The following is a 17,540-nucleotide window of genomic DNA, read 5'->3' as shown; positions in this document are numbered from 1 at the left end:
GCCGCTGAGAACGGGTCCTAGCCTCGGGGCGTGATGACCCCGTGATCGGCACCTACGGCGCCGTGCTCTCCCACCCCGGCGCCAAGGCCTTCACGCTCGCCGGTCTCGTCGGGCGCCTGCCCATCTCCATGGCCGGGCTGGGCATCGTGCTGCTGGTGCAGGCCTCCTCGGGCTCCTACGCGCTGGCCGGGTCCGTCTCCGGGGCGTTCATGGTGGCCAACGCCGGCCTCGCGATCGTGCAGGGGCGGCTCCTGGACCGGGTGGGCCAGGGCCGCGTCGTCGCCGTCACCGCAGTGCTCTTCGCGGTCTCCGCCTCGTTGCTCGTCGTCGCGGTGCAGGCCGGGTGGGCCCTGGGCTGGGTCTACGTCCTCGCCGCCCTCGCCGGTGGGTCGCAGCCGCAGGTCGGCTCGGCCGTGCGCGCCCGGTGGTCGCACGTGCTCGACCGCCCCGGCGACGTCCAGACAGCCTTCGCGCTGGAGGCGGTGCTCGACGAGGTCGTGTTCATGACCGGGCCCGTGCTCGTCACGCTGCTCGCGACGTCCGTGCACCCCACCGCCGGCCTGTCCGCCGCCGTCGTGGCGGGTGCCGTGGGTGGCCTCGCCTTCGCCGCCCAGCGCCGCACCGAGCCGCCGGCGCACCCGCGGGAGTCGGGCCTGCCCGACACCCACGGTGGCCCCGGCCCCCGCCCCCGCCTGCCCTGGGCCACCGTGCTTCCGCTGGCCGTCGTGTGCGCCGCGCTGGGCGTCCTCTTCGGCGCCGCGGAGGTCGTCACGGTGGCCTTCAGCGACGAGCAGGGCCGCGAGTCCGCCGCCGGCTTCCTGCTGGCGCTGTACGCCCTGGGCAGCCTGCTGGCCGGCCTCGTGGTCGGCACGATCACGTGGCGTTCGGGGCCCGACGTGCGGGTCCGGTGGGGTGCGGCCGCGATGGCCGTCGCCATGGTGCCGCTCGCGTTCGCGCCGAACCTGGTCGTCCTGGGCGTGCTGCTGCTCCTGGGCGGAGCGTCCATCTCCCCCACCATGGTGGCCGCGATGTCCCTGACCGAGGCGTCCGTGCCGCGCGAGCGGCTGACGGAGGGCATGGCCGTCATGCAGACCGGCCTCGTGGCCGGCGTCGCGCCGGGTGCGGCGCTGGCGGGCCTGGTCGTCGACCACGTGGGCGCCTCGCAGGGCTACCTCGTCTCCGTGGCGGCCGGCCTCGTGGCTGCCGTGGCGGCGCAGGCGATCCCGCGGCGTCGTGGGGCCACCGAACCTTCCGCCCCTCTCGCCTCGTCGTAGGGGGCGGGGCCGGAACGACCGGCCCGCCGAGAGGAGGACGGGTGGGGACCGACAGACGCGCGGAGTTCACCGACTTCGCCGCCGCACGCCAGCAGTCGCTGCTGCGCGCCGCCTACCTGATGGTCGGCGAGCAGACGCTGGCGCAGGACCTGGTGCAGGAAGCGCTGACCAAGACGTACGTGGCCTGGCCACGGCTGAGGCGCACGGAGGCCGCGGAGGCCTACACCCGCCGCGCCATCACGACGACCGCGATCAGCTGGTTCCGCCGCAAGTCGTGGTCGCACGAGCGGGTCAGCGAGGCACCCGAGGACCTGGGTCCTGCCCGGGCGCAGGGCCACGACGACCACGCGGACGGCGTCGCCCGCCGCGACTGGCTGTGGGCCGCGTTGCACCGGCTGCCACCGCGACAGCGCGCCGCCGTCGTCCTGCGCTACTACGAGGACCTCACCGAGGCCCAGACCGCCGAGGCCCTGGGCTGCGCCGTCGGCACCGTGAAGAGCCAGGTCAACGCGGCGTTCAAGACCCTGCGCGCCGACCTCGGCGAGTCCGCGGGCCTCGCGAGCCTGCTGCCCCACCTCGACGACCAGACCGACCGGACGGGAGCCACCCGATGAGCACCCCTCGCAACAGCGACCTGCACACCGTGCTGCACGAGCGCGCGGGCGACGCCCCGCTCGGCATCGACCTCGACGCGGTCACCCGCGAGGGCGGGCGCCGGGTGCGCCGCCGTAGGGTCGCCGGCGCCGTGGGCGGCGTCGCCGCCGCCGCGGCGGTCGCCGCCCTGACGATCGGCCTGGCGCAGGGCCCCACCCCGCGGGCCGTCGACCCCGCGGACGGCCCCAGCGAGTCGGCCAGCGAGTCGGCCGCCGAGTCGGCCGACCCCGTCCTGGTCACCTACCCCGACCCCGGCGTCACCATCACCGACGCCGCCCAGGTGGCGCGACGGCTGGCCGAGACGCCCGCGTCCTTCCAGGAGGCGGTGGCGGCCCAGGTGGAGACCCTCCAGCAGGAGTCGACCTGCGAGGGCACCGCCCTGGTCGGGATCACCGTCCAGCGCGTCCGCTCCGACGGGTTCGCCTCGGTGGCCGTGAACGACTGCGGGGGCTACCAGGCGCTGTGGGTCCAGGCGGACGACGGCACCTGGAGCGAGGCGCTCGGCACCCAGGACGTCTGGGTCTGCTCCGACCTCGAGGCACTGGACTTCCCCTCGGACGTGGCGGGCAACCGCTGCGCGGACGGCACCGGTGAGCTGGCCCGCTACCGGCACGACTGACCGGCACGACCGAGCCGGTCAGACGCTGGCAGGCCCCTTCGGCAGCGGGGCCTGCCAGTTGCGCCAGACGGCCAGCAGCCGCCAGACGAGGGCCACGAGCGCGGCGAGGATGCTGACGACCAGCAGGGGCGGGTCGAACGGCAGCCACCCCGACGTCCCGACGACGGCGACCGCCGCCCCGCCCAGCGCGGGCGTGGCGTACAGCTCGCCGCGGAAGACCACCGGCACGCGACCGGCGAGGACGTCGCGCATCATCCCGCCACCGACGGCGGTGGTCATGCCCATGAGCGCCGCGGGCAGCGGCCCGACGCCGTAGTCCATGGCCTTGAGCGCTCCCGCGACGCAGAACAGGGCGAGGCCGGCCGCGTCGAGCACGGTGATCACCTTCTCCATCCGCCCGAAGGTCGGGTGGAAGGCGAAGACGGCCACGCCGGCCACCGCCGGGGCCAGCAGGTAGCGCCAGTCGACCAGGGCCGCCGGCGGCACCGCCCCGATCAGCACGTCACGCAGGAGCCCGCCGCCCAGGCCGGTCACCCCGGCCAGGACGAGGACGCCGAACAGGTCCAGCTCCTTGCGGACGCCGACCAGGCCGCCGGACGCCGCGAAGACGACGATGCCGAGCAGGTCGAGCACCAACAGGGTGGTCCCGACGTCCAGGAACGTGCCGGTCACGGGGGCGTCGGGCGCGGCGAGCGGGGCGGTCAGGGGGGACACGGATCGCAGGGTAGGCGACATTCGCGTTCTGCCTGGTTGTGGGGCGTAACCTTGCGCCACCGGAGACAGGGCCGCTGACCAGCGGTGCCGCGGGAGCGCAGGAGGAGGTGGCTCGGAGGTGGTGCACCTGACCCTCGCTGGGATCAGCGGGGACGGGAAGCAGCTCCTCCTGGTCAGCGAGGCCGGCGTCCGCTTCACCGTCGACAACGACTCCCGGCTCCGCGCCGCCCTGTCGGGCGACACCGCATCCCAAGGCCAGTTGGAGATCACCATGGACAGCGCCCTCCGCCCCCGCGAGATCCAGGCTCGGATCCGCGCCGGCGAGACCCCCGAGGCGGTCGCCGAGGCGGCGCGCACCAGCGTCGAGCGCATCCAGCCCTACGCGGGCCCGGTGCTGGCCGAGCGTGAGCACATGGCCCAGCGTGCGCAGCGGTCGTCGGTGCGCGGTCGCGAGGCCGAGGGCCCCCGCATCCTCGGCCGCGCGGTGACGGAACGACTGTCCGGCCTGGGCCTGCACTCCGACGTGGTCTCGTGGGACTCCTGGCGCCGCGAGGACGGCCGCTGGGTGCTGGTCGGCGAGTTCGCCACCCCGGACCGCACGGGCATGGCCCGGTTCACCTTCGACCCGCCCGGCAACTACGTGGTGATGGACAACGACGAGGCCAAGTGGCTGATCGGCGAGCCGCTGCCCGAGCCGGAGCCCGCCCGCGACGACCTGCGCCTCGCCCGCGAGCGCCGCCTGGCCGCGGCGCAGCCCTCCGACGACGAGCCGCTGGAGTTCGTGGCCTCCATGGAGGCCTACCTCGACGTGCCGACCGACGCGGCCGACGCCCCGGCCCGGCCCGCGGCCGAGCCGGAGGCACCGGAGGACGCGGTGGTGGAGCCGCCGGCGGACCCGGTGGCCGAGCCCGCCGAGCCGGCCGTCCAGGAGTCGTCCGCCCCGGAGCCGGTCGCCGAGACGCCCGCCGCCGACGAGCCCGCCGAGGAGCCGACCAAGCCCGCGCGCCGCCCGAGCCGCAAGCGCGGACGGGCCTCCGTCCCGTCGTGGGACGAGATCATGTTCGGCAACAGCCAGGACTGAACGGGCCCCGCGGCCTCCCAGCCAGCAGCGCCCGCTACTCCCCCGTCGCCACCGGCCGCGACGGGTCGGTGACCCAGTGGCTCCAGCTGCCGGAGTACAGCGCGGCACGCACGCCCGCCACCTCCAGCGCCAGCACGTCGAGGGCCGCGGTGACGCCCGAGCCGCAGTACACCGCCACGTCCGCGCCCGGCACGGCGCCGAGGCCGGCGTAGCGCTCCGCGAGCACGTCGGGGGCCAGGAACAGCCCGTCCGCGCCGAGGTTCGCGGTGCTGGGGGCGTTGCGGGCACCGGGGACGTGGCCCGCGACCGGGTCCACGGGCTCGACCTCGCCCCGGAAGCGCTCCGGCGCCCGGGCGTCCAGGAGCACGTCGACCCCGGGCACCGCCGAAGCCTCGACGACGGGCATCCGGCCCGGGGCCAGCGTGACGTCGCCCGGCTCCGGGTCCACGGGACCGCTCTCCAGCGGCAGCCCGGCGGCCACCCACGCGGCGAGCCCGCCGTCCAGCACCGCGACGTCGGCGACGCCGTGGTGGCGCAGCAGCCACCAGCACCGGGCGGCGGCGTGGCCGGACCAGTCGTCGAGCACCACGACCGGCACCCCCGAGCGCACGCCCGCGGCCCGCATCGCGTCCTGGAGCACCGAGGTCTGCGGCAGCGGGTGCCGGCCGCCCTGCCCGGGGGCGCCGGCGAGCGCCGAGTCCAGGTCGACGTAGGCGGCGCCCGGCAGGTGCCCGGCCGCGTGCTCGCCGGGCCCCGCCGGACCGCCCAGGCGGTAGCGGACGTCGAGCAGCGTGACCGGCAGACCGGCCTCCAGGTGGGTGCGGAGCGTGGCGACGTCGACGAGCGGGCGGGTCAGCATGGACGCCATCCTGCCGCTCGTCCCCGGCACCTCTCCCGGCACCTCTCCCGGGCCACGCCGGGCCGAGGCCCCGCGGGTCACCGCCGAGCCGGACGTGAGAGGATCACGCCCCGTGGCCGAGCTCCAGTTCTTCACCGGCACGATGGACTCCGGCAAGTCCACGTTGGCCCTCCAGACCAACCACAACCACGCCGCCCGCGGGCGCGCGGGGCGCATCTTCGTGACCCGTGACCGGGCGGGCGCCGGGCGCATCACCAGCCGCCTGGGGCTCACCCACGACGCCGCCGAGGTCGGCCCTGAGTTCGACTTCTGGTCCTACGTCGTCAGCGAGCTCACTCACGGCGCGCGCATCGACTACCTCGTGTGCGACGAGGCGCAGTTCTACACGCCCGAGCAGATCGACGGCCTCGCCAAGATCGTCGACGAGCTGCAGATCGACGTCTTCGCGTTCGGCATCCTCACCGACTTCCGCACCCAGCTGTTCCCGGGTGCCGCCCGGCTGGTGGAGCTGGCGGACCGGATGAACGTGCTCCAGGTCGAGGCCCTGTGCTGGTGCGGCAAGCGCGCCACCCACAACGCCCGCACCGAGAACGGCGTGATGGTCGTCGAGGGTGACCAGGTGGTCGTGGGCGACGTCGAGCAGGGCGAGCACGTGCACGGCCGCGGCGGGGACGCCGACGTCGACGTCGCCTACGAGGTCCTCTGCCGCCAGCACCACCGCCGCAGGCTCACCGCCGCGCGCGCCAAGGCGGTCTCCCTCGCCCCCGAGCCGCTGCCCTTCGGGTGACGCCGCCGGTCACCCTGCGCGCGTTCACGCTCCAGGACGCGGACGTGGTGGCCTCCTGGGCCCTCGACCCGGCCTTCGTCGCGCTGGCCGGCTGGTCGTGCCGCACGGCTGCCGAGCACCGCGAGCACCAGCGGCGGCTGGTGAGCCGCTCCGCCCGGTTCCCCGGGTGGGAGCGCCTGGCGGCGACCACACCGGGCCTGGGCGTCGTCGGCTACCTGGACCTCGCCGCGGGGCCGGACGCGACCGAGGTGGGCTACGCCGTGGGGCCCTCCGCCCGGTGGGGCCGAGGCCTCGGCTCCGCCGTGCTCGCGGCCGGGGTCGTCGAGGCCGGTCGTCGGGGGCTGCCGGCCCTCCTCGCACTGGTCTCCCCCGCGCACGCCCGCTCCCGGGGCGTGCTGCGGGCGTGCGGGTTCACCCGCGTCCACGCGGGGGCCGACACCGAGACCTGGCGCCTGGGCCTGGGGACGAAGCCGGTCGATGAGTCCGGTCCCACCCTGCGACGCTGACGCGTCGTAGGCTGCCGCGCGTGGACGACGGTCGGGTGGTGGCGCTGCACCGCAGCGCCGAGCACACCTTCAGCAAGCAGCCGCACGCGCAGCTGCGCCTCGTGGCCGGCCTCGGCGTCGAGGGCGACGCGCACGCGGGTGCGACCGTGCGGCACCGCTCCCGCGTCGCGCAGGACCCGACGCAGCCGAACCTGCGTCAGGTCCACCTCGTCGCCGCCGAGCTGCTGGACGACCTCGCGGAGGCCGGCTTCGCGGTCGCTCCCGGTGACCTCGGCGAGAACGTGACCACCCGCGGCCTCGACCTTCTGAGCCTCCCCGTCGGCACGGTCGTGGCGCTCGGGGACGAGACCCGGATCGGCCTCACCGGCCTGCGCAACCCCTGCGCCCAGATCGAGTCCTTCTCCCCCGGCCTGCTCGAGCGCGTGGTCGGACGGGGCGACGACGGTGCCGTCGTCCGCCGCGCCGGGGTCATGGGCGTCGTCCTGGCGGGCGGGGACGTGCGCGTCGGCGACCGGGTCCGCGTCGCCCTGCCCCCGCTGCCGCACGCCCCGATGGAGCGCGTGTAGCCCCAGTTCGAGCCCCAGACCGAGCCCGAGCCCGAGCTCGAGCCCGCGTCCGTCAGTCCACGAGGAGCGGGACGAGCATCTCCTCGTCGGTGAGCGAGCCGTGCATGCCGACGAGCCTGGCCTCGTAGGCCATCTCGACGCTCGCCACCACCGAGGCCTGGTCGCGGCAGGCCACGAGCACGTCACCGATGCGCGGCACCACGCCGGCGTCCAGGGGCCCGAACCAGCCCTCGTCGACGGCCTCGTCGCGGGTGACGACGACGGCGGTGGAGCCCATCGCCTCGCGCCAGGCGGCCACGACGTCGTCATGCGCGCCGCGCGCGCAGTAGAGCTGCCGGAACCGGGCCTCGCCGCCGAACAGGGTCACGCCGTCGCGCAGGTCGGTGCGCACGTCCACGTCGACCTGGGTCGCGGGGTCGGCGTCCACCATGCCGTGGTCGGCCAGCACCAGCAGCCGCACGTGCGGGGGCAGCTCCTCGCGCAGCTGCTCGGCCTGGGCGTCGATCATCGCCAGCTGCGCCTGCCAGTGGTGGCTGGCGACGCCGAAGCGGTGCCCCGTCCAGTCGAGGTCGCCGTCGTAGAGGTAGGTGAGCGAGGGCCCACGGCCGGCGGCGGCCACGGCCGCGGCGATGCGCTCGCCCACGCGGTCGGCACCGACGAAGTCGGCGCCCCGCTGGGCGGCCGTGGTGAGGCCGGAGCCCTCGAACTCGCGCTTGTTCACCACGGTGACGTCGCAGCCCGTGGCGCGCAGGCGGCCGAAGGCGGTGCGGTGGGGCTGCCAGTCGCGCGGGTCGACGTCGCGGTCCCACTGGAGCGCGTTGAGCAGGTCGTTGGTGCCGGGGACCCGCGAGAGGTAGCCGACGACGCCGTGGGTGCCGGGCAGCAGGCCGGTGCTGAGGCTGGTGAGGCTCGTGGCGGTGGTGGTGGGGACGCCGGCGGTCAGCCGCGTCCCCGGGCGCAGGAGGTCGGAGAGGAACGGCGCCATGTCCGCGTGCTGCTCCAGCAGCCGCAGGCCGAGCCCGTCGACGAGGAAGACCACGTAGGCGGCCGCGTCCTCCAGCTCCAGCGGCGAGCTCTCCTGGATCGGCTGGCCCACGGCGCGCGCGATCGCGGGCACCACGTCGGAGAGGGCGGCGGTGCCGTACGCGGGCAGCCGGAACCGGGCGTCGTCGGCCAAGGCGGGTCCGGTGGTCAGGAGGTCTGCGTGAGGGCCGAGAGGCTCTCCGCGAACGCGAGCAGCCCGGTCACGGCCTCGACCCCGTCTGCCGCCGCGGAGACCCGCAGCGAGAAGTCGTCCGAGGCCAGGACGCCGGTGTAGCCGTGGTCCGCCTCGCAGCTGGGGTCGTTGCAGCCGGCGGGCTCGAGGTCGAGCCGCCCGACGCCGCCCCAGCCGATCGTCATGTTCGCCTCGGCGGGCGTGCTCGGGCCCTTGGACGGGTTGGTGACCATCCGCGTGACCACCACGGAGGAGACCGACGTCAGCCGGATCGCCTCGGTGGAGGTGGAGGTGTAGGGCTCCGGGAGCAGGTCGTCGCCGGCGTGCTCGTCGGTGTGCGCCAGCACCAGGCGGGTCGGGGTCAGCACCAGCACCGAGAGGTGTCGGCGCACCTCGTCGTGCTCGAACGTCGGCTCGTGGTGGACGAAGAAGGACACGACCTGCTCGCCGGCCAGGGCCGCCGAGACCCCGTCGGCCACGACGTCGGGGTAGTAGCCGGTCCGGTCGATGGCCCGGCGCAGGTCCGCCTGTCGGTCACGGTCGTCGGTACGGGTGCTCCGCATGCCGTCAGTCTCGCACGCGCACCTGTGCGCCCCACGGGTAGCCCCGGCGCACCTCAGAACTCGTAGCCGAAGGCGGCCACGTCGCGGGCGAAGACCGCCTCGACCCGGCGGCGCATGGGCTCGGAGTAGGCCTCGCGGTAGGCCTCCGGGTCGCCGGCGAGGTCCGGCCCGTCGGTCAGCGGGGTCCAGGGGAGGTCGAGCCGAGCGACGACGGCCCGCAGGTCGGCCTCGAGGCTCTCCTGCCGACCGATCAGGTCGGCCCGGCGTCCGCGGGTGGTCAGGTAGCGCACCTGCGGGGTCTGCAGCCGCTGGTACTCCCCCAGCCCGCGCATCACGAACGCCTCGAAGTCCTCGCAGGTCTCCCCGACCTCGGCCAGGAACTGCTGGCGTCGTTCCCCGCCCTCGGCGCTCGCGGTGCCGTTGCGCACGCGCTCCACGTGCCGCCACCAGGACCAGGTGCGTGCCCACGGGTTGCGGACGACCCCGAAGGTCCAGTGACCCGTCAGGCCGGGCTCCGCGCGCAGCAGCTGGCCCAGCGGCGCGTGCCGGTCGACGCCGGGCAGGCGTCGGGCGTCGGGCAGCAGCTCGCGCAGCCTCCCGGCCACCACGGCGCCGCCGGTCTGCTGGACGTGGACGAACAGCAGCCGGGCGCGGTCGGAGATGATCACGAGCGCAGGATAGGAGCGTCAGCTCGGCAGGGTGTCGCCGGCCTGCTGGCCCAGGCGTCGCACGAACCAGTCCGAGCGGGCCGCCGGGCCGGGCTCCAGGCGTCCCTCAGCGGCCAGCACGGTCGCCCCGTCGGGGCCGGCCAGGATGAGGCCGAGCTCGAGCGTGGAGACCTGCGGCAGGTCGTGCTGGAGCTGCGCGACCCGCTGGATCAGCCGCTCCACCTCCCGGATGTCGACCACGTCCGCGCCGCGGTAGCCGAACAGCAGCGGCGCCGAGCGCACCTCGCGCACCATCGTGGACGCGTCGCGGCCGGTCAGCGGCGGGATGCGGTAGGACCGGTCCTCCAGCAGCTCGGTGAGCGGGCCGGAGATGCCGAAGGAGACCACCGGACCGAAGAGCGGGTCCTCGATGGAGCGGATGGAGATCGGGACGCCGGGGGCCGCGGTGCGCTGCACCACGAACCCGGCCCGCGAGGGGTCGCCGACGACCTGCGTGAGGGTCGCCCAGGCGTCCCGCATCATGTGGGCGCCGTCGATGTTGCGCCACACGTGGGCCAGGTCGGGCCGCTCGCGCAGGTGCTCGGCGGTCGCCTTGAGCACGACGTCCCAGCCGAGGTCGACGCCCGCCTTGATCGCCTCGCCGACGGAGGTGACCGGCACGGACGGGGAGGTCTCGATCCCGTAGGCGGACAGCAGCGTCGCCACGTCCTCCTGGGAGAGCTCCACGGTGCCGCTGGCCCCGCGCAGCCGGTCGGCCACGAGCGTGCGGGCGCCGATCACGTCGACGGAGTCGTCCTCCGCGGGGCTGCCCTCGGGCGTGCGCAGCCACACGGAGTACTCCACCACCCGCGCCAGGGCGCGCACGGCGGCCTCGACCGCCGGGTAGGACGGCACCGAGCCGCGGCCGGCCGCGGTGCCCGCCACGTCGGGCACCCGGAGCAGCTCGGGCACGCCCTCGACGCCGAGGAAGCTGGAGACCAGCGGCTTGTCGGACTGCTCGCCGATGGCCGCCAGCACGTTCGCGACCTCGTCGCCGGAGACGTTGAGCGGCGGGATGTAGACCGCGATCACGGAGTCGACGTCGGGGTCGTCGATGGCGGCGTCCAGCGCGTCCTCGAAGTCGGAGGCGTCGGCCTCGGCGCCGAGCGAGACGGACTTGTTGACCACCAGGCCGACCGCGGCGGCCGCGTCGGCGGCGAGCAGGCCGAGCGCGTCGGAGTTGCCGACGATGGCCACGCGGCGCCCGCGGGGCAGCGGCTGGTGGGCCACCAGCTGGGCGACGTCGAACATCTCCTCCAGGTTGTCGACCTGGATGATGCCCGCCTGGCGGAACATCGCGTCCACGGCGGCCGGGGGCGCGGCGATCTTGCGGACCGCGTGACCCATGGGCACGCCCTGGGTGGTGCGCCCGGAGCGGACGGCCACGACGGGCTTGCGCTGGGAGACCCGACGGGCGATCCGGGAGAACTTGCGCGGGTTGCCGATGGACTCCAGGTACATCATCACGACCTCGGTCGCCTCGTCCTCCTCCCAGTACTGGAGGAGGTCGTTGCCGGAGACGTCGGCGCGGTTGCCCGCGGAGACGAACGTCGACAGACCGAGGCCCCGGTTCTGCACCTTCTCCAGGATGGCCGAGCCCAGGGCGCCGGACTGGCAGAAGAAGCCGGCGCGACCGCGCGGCGGCATGACCTGGGAGAGCGAGGCGTTGATCGACACCTCGGACTGCGTGTTGATGATGCCGAGGCAGTTGGGGCCGATCAGGCGCAGGCCGTAGGAGCGGGACAGGCCGACGAGGCGGCGCTGGCGGGCGCGGCCCTCCTCGCCGGTCTCGGCGAACCCGGAGGAGATCACCACGAGGCCGTGCACGCCCTTGGCGGCGCAGTCGAGCACCACGTCCTGCACCGCGTCGGCCGGCACCGCGACCACGGCGAGGTCGACGTCGTCCGGGATGTCGACGACGTTGGAGAAGGCGGGCAGGCCCGAGACGGCCGAGCCGGTGGGGTTCACGGCGTACACGCGCCCGGTGAAGTCGCCCATGACCAGGTTGCGCACCAGCGTCTGACCGATGGTGTCCTGACGTCGCGAGGCACCGATGATCGCCACCGAGCGCGGGTGGAAGAACCGCTCGATGCTGGCGGCCTCGGCCCGGTGCTCGCGGGCCTGCATGACACCGATGGCGGTGTCGGTGGCGTCGATCGGGAACTCGAGCTGGATGACGCCGTCCTCGTACTCCGAGACGACCTTGTAGCCGGCGTCGCGGAAGGTCTGGATCATCCGCGTGTTGTCGGGCAGGACCTCGGCGATGAACCGGTCGACCTTGCGCTCGCGACCCGCCTGGGCCAAGTGCTCGAGCAGCACCTGGGCGATGCCGCGCCCCTGGTGCTGGTCCTCCACGAGGAACGCCACCTCGGCCTCGCCGGGCCGGATGAGGTCGTAGCGGCCGACGGCGATCATCTGCTGCTGGAGCATGAGCACGAACGCCACCCGGTCGCGGTGGTCGACGTGGGTGAACCGGAAGACGTCCTTGTCCGACAGCCGCGGCATCGGGGAGAAGAACCGGTAGTACTTCGAGCGGTCGGAGACACGGCTGTAGAACTCGACCAGGAGCTCGGCGTCGTCCGGGCCGATGGGCCGGATGTGGGCGGTGCGCCCGTCGCGCAGCAGCACGTCGGCGGCCCAGTGCTTGGGCGCGACCGGCACGTCGGCGACCTCGACGTGCACCTCGGGGCCCGTGGCCGTGCTGGTGGCACCGGTGGTGGGGGTCGCTCCGGTCGTGGGGGTCTGGCCGTCGCTCACGGGCAGCAATCTACCCGCGCGGGCACGCCCGGGAGGGGACGGGACGCGCCCGTGGGCGGGGCAGGTGCCGGGTGCGAGGGGCGCAGGCGTGAGAATGACGCCCATGGCAGCACGCAGCACCACCACCCCGCCGCCCGAGGACGACTTCGAGGAGCACATCCTCGACATCGACGTCGGCGACGAGATGCGCAGCTCCTTCCTGGAGTACGCCTACTCGGTCATCTACTCCCGGGCCCTCCCGGACGCGCGCGACGGCCTCAAGCCGGTGCAGCGCCGCATCCTCTACACGATGCACGACAACCGGCTCCTGCCGGACCGCGGGCACGTGAAGTCCGCCCGCGTCGTCGGCGACGTCATGGGCCGCCTGCACCCGCACGGCGACGGCGCGATCTACGACGCCCTGGTGCGCATGGCGCAGCCCTGGGTGATGCGGCTGCCCTACGTCGACGGCCACGGCAACTTCGGCTCGCCCGACGACTCCCCCGCGGCGATGCGTTACACCGAGTGCCGGATGGCCTCGCCGGCCGTGGCGATGACCGCCTCGATCGACGAGGACACCGTCGACTTCCGCCCCAACTACGACTCCCGCGAGCTCGAGCCGGCGGTGCTGCCCGCCGCCATCCCGAACCTCCTGGTCAACGGCTCGGCCGGCATCGCGGTCGGCATGGCGACCAACTGCGCGCCGCACAACCTCGTCGAGGTCGTGCAGGCCCTGCGCCACCTCATCACCAACCCGGGCGCGAGCCTGGACGACCTGATGCGGTTCGTGCCGGGCCCGGACCTGCCGACGGGCGGCAAGATCGTCGGTCTCGACGGCATCCGCGACGCCTACGAGTCCGGCCGCGGCTCGTTCAAGATGCGTGCCACCACCCGGGTGGAGCAGGTCGGACGCCGCAAGGCGATCGTCATCACCGAGCTGCCCTACGGCGTGGGCACCGAGAAGCTGTTCGAGCGGATCAAGACGCTCGTGCAGAACAAGAAGCTCCAGGGCATCGCCGACCTCAAGGACCTCACCGACCGCGCCAACGGCCTGCGGCTGGTCATCGAGATCAAGAACGGGTTCGTGCCCGAGGCCGTGCTCGAGCAGCTCTTCCGCTCCACCCCGCTGGAGGACTCCTTCGGCATCAACGCCGTGGCCCTCGTCGACGGCCAGCCCCGCACGCTGGGGCTCAAGGAGATGCTGGAGGTATTCCTCGAGCACCGCTACGAGGTCGTCCGCCGCCGCTCGGCGTTCCGCCGCGGCAAGAAGGCCGACCGGCTGCACCTGGTCGAGGGCCTGCTCGTGGCCCTGCTGGACATCGACGAGGTCATCGCGGTCATCCGCTCCAGCGACGACACCGGCGCCGCCCGCCAGCGCCTGATGACGGTCTTCGACCTCTCCCAGCTCCAGGCCGACTACATCCTCGAGATGCAGCTGCGCCGCCTGACCCGCTTCTCCCGCCTGGAGCTGGAGAAGGAGTCCGAGGAGCTGCGCCGCGAGATCGAGGAGCTCGACGCGATCCTCAACGACGCCGGCCTGCTGCGCTCGGTCGTCTCCGACGAGCTCGCCGACGTGGCCGCCGAGCACGGCACGCCGCGCCGCACGGTGCTGCTGGAGTCCGCCGGCGCGCCCGCCAAGGCGAGCGCCACCCCGCTGGAGATCGCCGACGACCCGTGCGTGGCCTACCTGTCCTCCGCCGGGCTCGTGGCGCGGAGCACCGCGGGCGACCTGCCCGGTCGCGGCGACGGCCGCGCCGGCCACGACGTCGTCGTCTCGGCGGTGCGCACGACCGCCCGCGCGGACGTCGGCGTGGTCACCGACGCCGGTCGTCTGGTGCGGCTCTCGGTGCTGGACCTGCCGACGCTGCCGCCGTCCGCGAACGACCCGAACCTGCAGGGCGGGATGCCGCTGGAGCAGCTGCTCGTGCTGGAGAAGAACGAGAAGGCGCTCGCGCTCGTCCCGATCACCGAGGAGGGCCCCGGCCTCGCGCTCGGCACCCGCCACGGCGTGGTGAAGCGGGTCAAGCCCGAGGTGCCCAAGCGCGGCGACGAGTGGGAGGTCGTGACCCTGGACGGCAAGGACCGCGTGGTCGGCGTCGTGCAGCTCACCACCGGCTCCGAGGAGCTCTGCTTCGTCACCAGCGACGCCCAGCTGCTGCACTTCTCCGCCGACGCGGTGCGCCCCCAGGGCCGGGCCGGCGGCGGTGTCGCGGGCGTGAAGCTGGCGGCCGGCCAGCAGGTCGTCTCGTTCGGCGCCTTCGACCCGGACGCCGGCGAGGGTGCCGTCGTGGTCACGATCGCCGGCTCCGGGGACTCCCTGCCAGGCACGGGCTCGGGCACCGTCAAGGTCTCCTCGTTCGGGGAGTACCCCGCCAAGGGCCGTGCCACCGGAGGCGTGCGCTGCCACCGCTTCCTCAAGGGCGAGGACAGGCTTCAGCTCGCCTGGGTCGGCCCCGGCCCGGCGCGCGCCGCCGCCGACTCCGGCGCCCCGGTGGAGCTGCCCGCCCCCACGGGCCGGCGCGACGGCTCCGGCGTGCCGCTGGCGCAGACCGTGGTCGCGGTCGCCTCCCGGGTCGCCGACGCGCTGGGGCTGCCCGGCACGGCCGAGGAGCAGGACGGCGACCAGGACGGCGCTGCCGACGCCGGCGACACCGAGGGCTGAGGCCGCCCCGTCGGGCGCGGGTGTGGTGGGATGACGCCCATGGCCCCCCACCACACCCGCCCCGCCCGCGCGGTGGCGTCCCGGGCGTCCGCGCTGGCGCTCACCGGGGCCTGCCTGCTCGCGGCCGTGGGGTGCAGCAGCGCCGAGAGCGAGGAGCTCTCGCCCCGTGAGGCCGTCGACGCGGCCGCCGACACGCTCGCCGCCACCGCCGGCGTCCGCGTCGCGATCAGCACCGACACCCCGCCCTCGGGGGTCTCCGCCCTGGTCGGTGCGGAGGGCACGCTCACGGCCGCGCCGGCCTTCGACGGGTCCATCACGATCACCTACGCGGGCCTGGAGCCCCAGGTGCCGGTGGTGGCCGTCGACGACACCGTCTACGCCCAGCTGCCGCTGACCACCGGCTGGACGGCCATCGACCCCGCCGACTACGGGGCGCCCGACCCCTCCCTCCTGCTCGACGCGGACGCCGGTGTGCCGGCCCTGCTGCGGGCCACGACCGACCTGGCCGCCGGCAGCAGCCAGCGCGGCGGTACCGACAACAGCGAGGTGCTCACCCCCTACACGGGCACGGTGGCCGGCGAGGCCGTCGGCGCCGTGGTCGGCAGCGGGGGCGCGCCCGAGGGCGACGTGGACGTCACCTACCTGATCACCGAGGACGGCGAGCTGCGCTCGGCCGAGGTGACCGGTGAGTTCTACGGCGCGGCGGCCACCACCTACGTCCTCGATCTCGACTCCTACGGTGAGGCGCCCGAGATCACCGCGCCGCAGTGAGCGCGGCCCAGCCCGGCCCCGTGGGCGTGCCGCGCAAGCCGGTCTCGCGGGGCACCCTGGCGCTGGCGACCGTGGCGGTGGGCTTCACCGCCGCCGACACCTACGTGGTGGTGCTCGCGCTGCTCGACATGATGCAGGGGGTCGGGCTCTCCCCCGACCAGCTGCAGCGGGCGGCGCCGATCATCTCCGGGTTCCTGCTGGGCTACGTGGCGATCCTGCCCCTGATCGGGCGCCTGGCCGACATGCGTGGCCGGCTCCCGGTGCTCTCCGCCTGCCTCATCGGGTTCGCGCTGGGCTCGCTGGTCACGGGGCTGGCACCCGACATGCCGACCCTGGTGACCGGACGGTTCCTCCAGGGCGTCGGCGCCGGCGGCCTCGTGCCGGCGACCCTGGCGCTGGTGGCCGACCGGTACCCGCCCGAGCGACGCGGGCTCCCGCTCGGCCTGGTCTCCGGCGCGCAGGAGACGGGCGCGCTGCTGGGGCCGCTCCTGGGCGCCGCCGTCCTCGCCGTGGCGGACTGGCGGGTCATCTTCGCGCTCAACCTGGTCGTCGGCCTGGGCCTGGCGGTGCTGCTGCGCTGGTCGGCCGGCCCGGTGCGCGACCGACGCCGGCCCGACCGGCTCTCCGCGGTGCTGCTGGTGCTGCTGACCGCCGGCGTGGTGGTCCTCTGGTACCCACCGGGCCCCCTGTACTCCGACCTCACGGTGGGGCTGCTGTGGGTGCCGCTGGTGCCCGGTGGCGGGGACTGGGTGACACCGCTGGGCCTGGTCGTGCTCGCGCTGGCGGTGGGGCTGGTGGTGCGGCTGCGCACCGCCGCGGACCCGCTGCTCGACGTGCGCGGCTGGGCTGCCTCGCTGCGGCAGGCGGACGTCTCGGGCGCGCTGCTGCTGGCAGCCGCGCTGGGCGCCGTCGTCCTGGCGTTCTCGACCACCGACCCGAAGCTCGAGGCCATGTCGGCGCGGGGCTGGTGGTTCCTCGCGCTCGGCGCCGCCGCGCTGGCCGGGCTGGTCTTCCACCTGCGCCGCTCCCCCGCGCCCCTCGTGCCGCGGGGTGCCCTGCGCCACCGGGCCGCCTGGGGGTCGCTGGTGGTCAGCCTGCTCATCGGCGGCGCGCTCATCGCGGCGCTGGTGGACGTCCCGATCTTCGCCCGCACGACGATCTACCCCGACTCCCAGCTGGGCGCCGCCCTGGTGCTCGTGCGGTTCCTGGTGACGGTGCCGGTCGGCGCCGTGGTGGGTGGTTGGCTGGTGCACCGCCTGGCGCCCGGGCCGGTCGCCGCGACCGGCATGGTGCTCGCCGCCCTGTCGTTCGTGGCGATGGCCCGCTGGGACGCGGGCGCCCTGGAGTCCTGGACGTCCACGGCCGCGCTGCTGGTCGGCGGGCTGGGCTTCGGCCTCGCCGTCGCCCCGGTGACGGCGGCCGTGCTGGACGCCACGCCCGCCGCCGTCCACGGGCTGGCGGCGTCGTTGACCGTCGTCGCGCGCAGCGTCGGCATGCTGCTGGGCGCCTCGGGCCTGACCACGCTCGGGCTGCGCCGCTACTACGCGCTCCAGGCGGACCTGCCGGACCCGGCGACCGTGTGCGCGGACGGCACGGCCCGCTGCGACGCGTGGACCGACCTGCTGCGCGAGGCGGCGCTGAGCCAGGAGCGCACCGTCTTCGCCGGGGCCGCGGTGCTGGCGCTGCTGGCCGCCGTGGCCGCGCTGGTGCTGCTGCGCGGCACCCGCGCGCGGGTCGGCTCCGTGCTGGTCGGCACCACCCCGGGTGGGGATTCCCACCCCTCGGCCTCACCCACTGATGGTCGCTGATTCCACTAACGTCGTGC

At 74.9% G+C, this 17,540-nt stretch carries 16 protein-coding genes; 10 read left to right on the top strand and 6 right to left on the bottom strand.

Translation table 11 applies throughout. The features are described from left to right. Window positions 1–41 precede the first annotated feature (41 nt). From M8316_RS02935 to M8316_RS02925, 3 genes are read left to right on the top strand one after another with little or no spacing between them, the layout of a single operon-like run. A complete protein-coding gene (locus M8316_RS02935) occupies window positions 42–1,274 on the top strand; it encodes an MFS transporter (protein WP_250051865.1) in 1,233 nt (410 codons plus the stop codon). 41 nt (window positions 1,275–1,315) lie between these two features. Beyond that, a complete protein-coding gene (locus M8316_RS02930; protein WP_250051864.1) occupies window positions 1,316–1,888 on the top strand; it encodes a SigE family RNA polymerase sigma factor in 573 nt (190 codons plus the stop codon). Further along, the gene (locus tag M8316_RS02925) at window positions 1,885–2,547 is read left to right on the top strand and encodes a hypothetical protein (RefSeq protein WP_250051863.1); all 663 of its coding nucleotides are present in this window, start codon (window positions 1,885–1,887) and stop codon (window positions 2,545–2,547) included. The genes M8316_RS02930 and M8316_RS02925 overlap by 4 nt, the downstream gene beginning before the upstream one ends. Before the next feature lie 18 nt (window positions 2,548–2,565). On the opposite strand, the gene M8316_RS02920 is transcribed toward M8316_RS02925, so the two are convergent. After that, window positions 2,566–3,261 carry a trimeric intracellular cation channel family protein gene (locus tag M8316_RS02920; protein WP_308195947.1) on the bottom strand — a complete coding sequence of 232 codons (696 nt, stop codon included), beginning with the start codon at window positions 3,259–3,261 and terminating at the stop codon, window positions 2,566–2,568. Between the two features lie 118 nt (window positions 3,262–3,379). Between M8316_RS02920 and sepH the strand changes: the two genes are divergently transcribed. Beyond that, a complete protein-coding gene (sepH, locus tag M8316_RS02915) occupies window positions 3,380–4,342 on the top strand; it encodes a septation protein SepH (RefSeq protein ID WP_250051862.1) in 963 nt (320 codons plus the stop codon). Between the two features lie 34 nt (window positions 4,343–4,376). Here sepH and M8316_RS02910 read toward each other — a convergent pair whose 3' ends face one another. After that, window positions 4,377–5,201, bottom strand: a complete 825-nt coding sequence (locus tag M8316_RS02910) for a sulfurtransferase (RefSeq protein ID WP_308195946.1) — start codon at window positions 5,199–5,201, stop codon at window positions 4,377–4,379. A 112-nt stretch (window positions 5,202–5,313) separates the two neighbouring features. Here M8316_RS02910 and M8316_RS02905 point away from each other — a divergent pair, with 112 nt between their 5' ends. From M8316_RS02905 to M8316_RS02895, 3 genes are read left to right on the top strand one after another with little or no spacing between them, the layout of a single operon-like run. Beyond that, entirely contained in the window at window positions 5,314–5,988 is a 675-nt protein-coding gene (locus M8316_RS02905) for a thymidine kinase (protein WP_250051860.1), read from the top strand. Then, window positions 5,985–6,494, top strand: coding sequence for a GNAT family N-acetyltransferase (locus M8316_RS02900; protein WP_250051859.1), 510 nt, complete (start codon window positions 5,985–5,987; stop codon window positions 6,492–6,494). Before M8316_RS02905 ends, M8316_RS02900 begins: the two co-directional genes overlap by 4 nt. Window positions 6,495–6,514: 20 nt before the next feature. After that, a complete protein-coding gene (locus M8316_RS02895) occupies window positions 6,515–7,060 on the top strand; it encodes an MOSC domain-containing protein (protein WP_250051857.1) in 546 nt (181 codons plus the stop codon). A gap of 52 nt (window positions 7,061–7,112) precedes the next feature. Here M8316_RS02895 and M8316_RS02890 read toward each other — a convergent pair whose 3' ends face one another. The 4 genes from M8316_RS02890 to M8316_RS02875 are packed head-to-tail and all read right to left on the bottom strand — an operon-like array spanning window position 7,113 to window position 12,303. After that, window positions 7,113–8,237, bottom strand: coding sequence for an alkaline phosphatase family protein (locus M8316_RS02890; RefSeq protein ID WP_250051855.1), 1,125 nt, complete (start codon window positions 8,235–8,237; stop codon window positions 7,113–7,115). A gap of 14 nt (window positions 8,238–8,251) precedes the next feature. Then, window positions 8,252–8,839: a DUF5998 family protein gene (locus M8316_RS02885; protein WP_250051853.1), complete on the bottom strand. Its 588-nt coding sequence runs from the start codon at window positions 8,837–8,839 to the stop codon at window positions 8,252–8,254. Between the two features lie 53 nt (window positions 8,840–8,892). Then, a complete protein-coding gene (locus tag M8316_RS02880; RefSeq protein WP_250051852.1) occupies window positions 8,893–9,507 on the bottom strand; it encodes a sulfotransferase family protein in 615 nt (204 codons plus the stop codon). A gap of 18 nt (window positions 9,508–9,525) precedes the next feature. Beyond that, the gene (locus M8316_RS02875) at window positions 9,526–12,303 is read right to left on the bottom strand and encodes a bifunctional acetate--CoA ligase family protein/GNAT family N-acetyltransferase (protein ID WP_250051850.1); all 2,778 of its coding nucleotides are present in this window, start codon (window positions 12,301–12,303) and stop codon (window positions 9,526–9,528) included. A 103-nt stretch (window positions 12,304–12,406) separates the two neighbouring features. Here M8316_RS02875 and M8316_RS02870 point away from each other — a divergent pair, with 103 nt between their 5' ends. Genes M8316_RS02870 through M8316_RS02860 form a run of 3 tightly spaced genes read left to right on the top strand, consistent with a single transcriptional unit; the run spans window position 12,407 to window position 17,523 of the window. Continuing rightward, a complete protein-coding gene (locus M8316_RS02870; protein WP_250051848.1) occupies window positions 12,407–14,944 on the top strand; it encodes a DNA gyrase/topoisomerase IV subunit A in 2,538 nt (845 codons plus the stop codon). A gap of 39 nt (window positions 14,945–14,983) precedes the next feature. Then, entirely contained in the window at window positions 14,984–15,715 is a 732-nt protein-coding gene (locus M8316_RS02865) for an LppX_LprAFG lipoprotein (RefSeq protein ID WP_250051846.1), read from the top strand. Beyond that, window positions 15,712–17,523, top strand: a complete 1,812-nt coding sequence (locus tag M8316_RS02860; RefSeq protein ID WP_250051845.1) for an MFS transporter — start codon at window positions 15,712–15,714, stop codon at window positions 17,521–17,523. The genes M8316_RS02865 and M8316_RS02860 overlap by 4 nt, the downstream gene beginning before the upstream one ends. The last annotated feature ends 17 nt before the right edge of the window (window positions 17,524–17,540 follow it).

It is taken from the genome of Nocardioides bruguierae, assembly GCF_023554635.1.
Lineage (GTDB): Bacteria > Actinomycetota > Actinomycetes > Propionibacteriales > Nocardioidaceae > Nocardioides > Nocardioides bruguierae.
This window is presented reverse-complemented; position numbering and strand designations above follow the sequence as displayed.

Coding starts and splice junctions, on each gene's coding strand:
- M8316_RS02925 (WP_250051863.1), top strand. CDS start 1,885: ATGAGCACCCCTCGCAACAGCGACCTGCACACCGTGCTGCACGAGCGC.
- M8316_RS02910 (WP_308195946.1), bottom strand. CDS start 5,201: ATGCTGACCCGCCCGCTCGTCGACGTCGCCACGCTCCGCACCCACCTG.
- M8316_RS02885 (WP_250051853.1), bottom strand. CDS start 8,839: ATGCGGAGCACCCGTACCGACGACCGTGACCGACAGGCGGACCTGCGC.
- M8316_RS02870 (WP_250051848.1), top strand. CDS start 12,407: ATGGCAGCACGCAGCACCACCACCCCGCCGCCCGAGGACGACTTCGAG.
- M8316_RS02865 (WP_250051846.1), top strand. CDS start 14,984: ATGGCCCCCCACCACACCCGCCCCGCCCGCGCGGTGGCGTCCCGGGCG.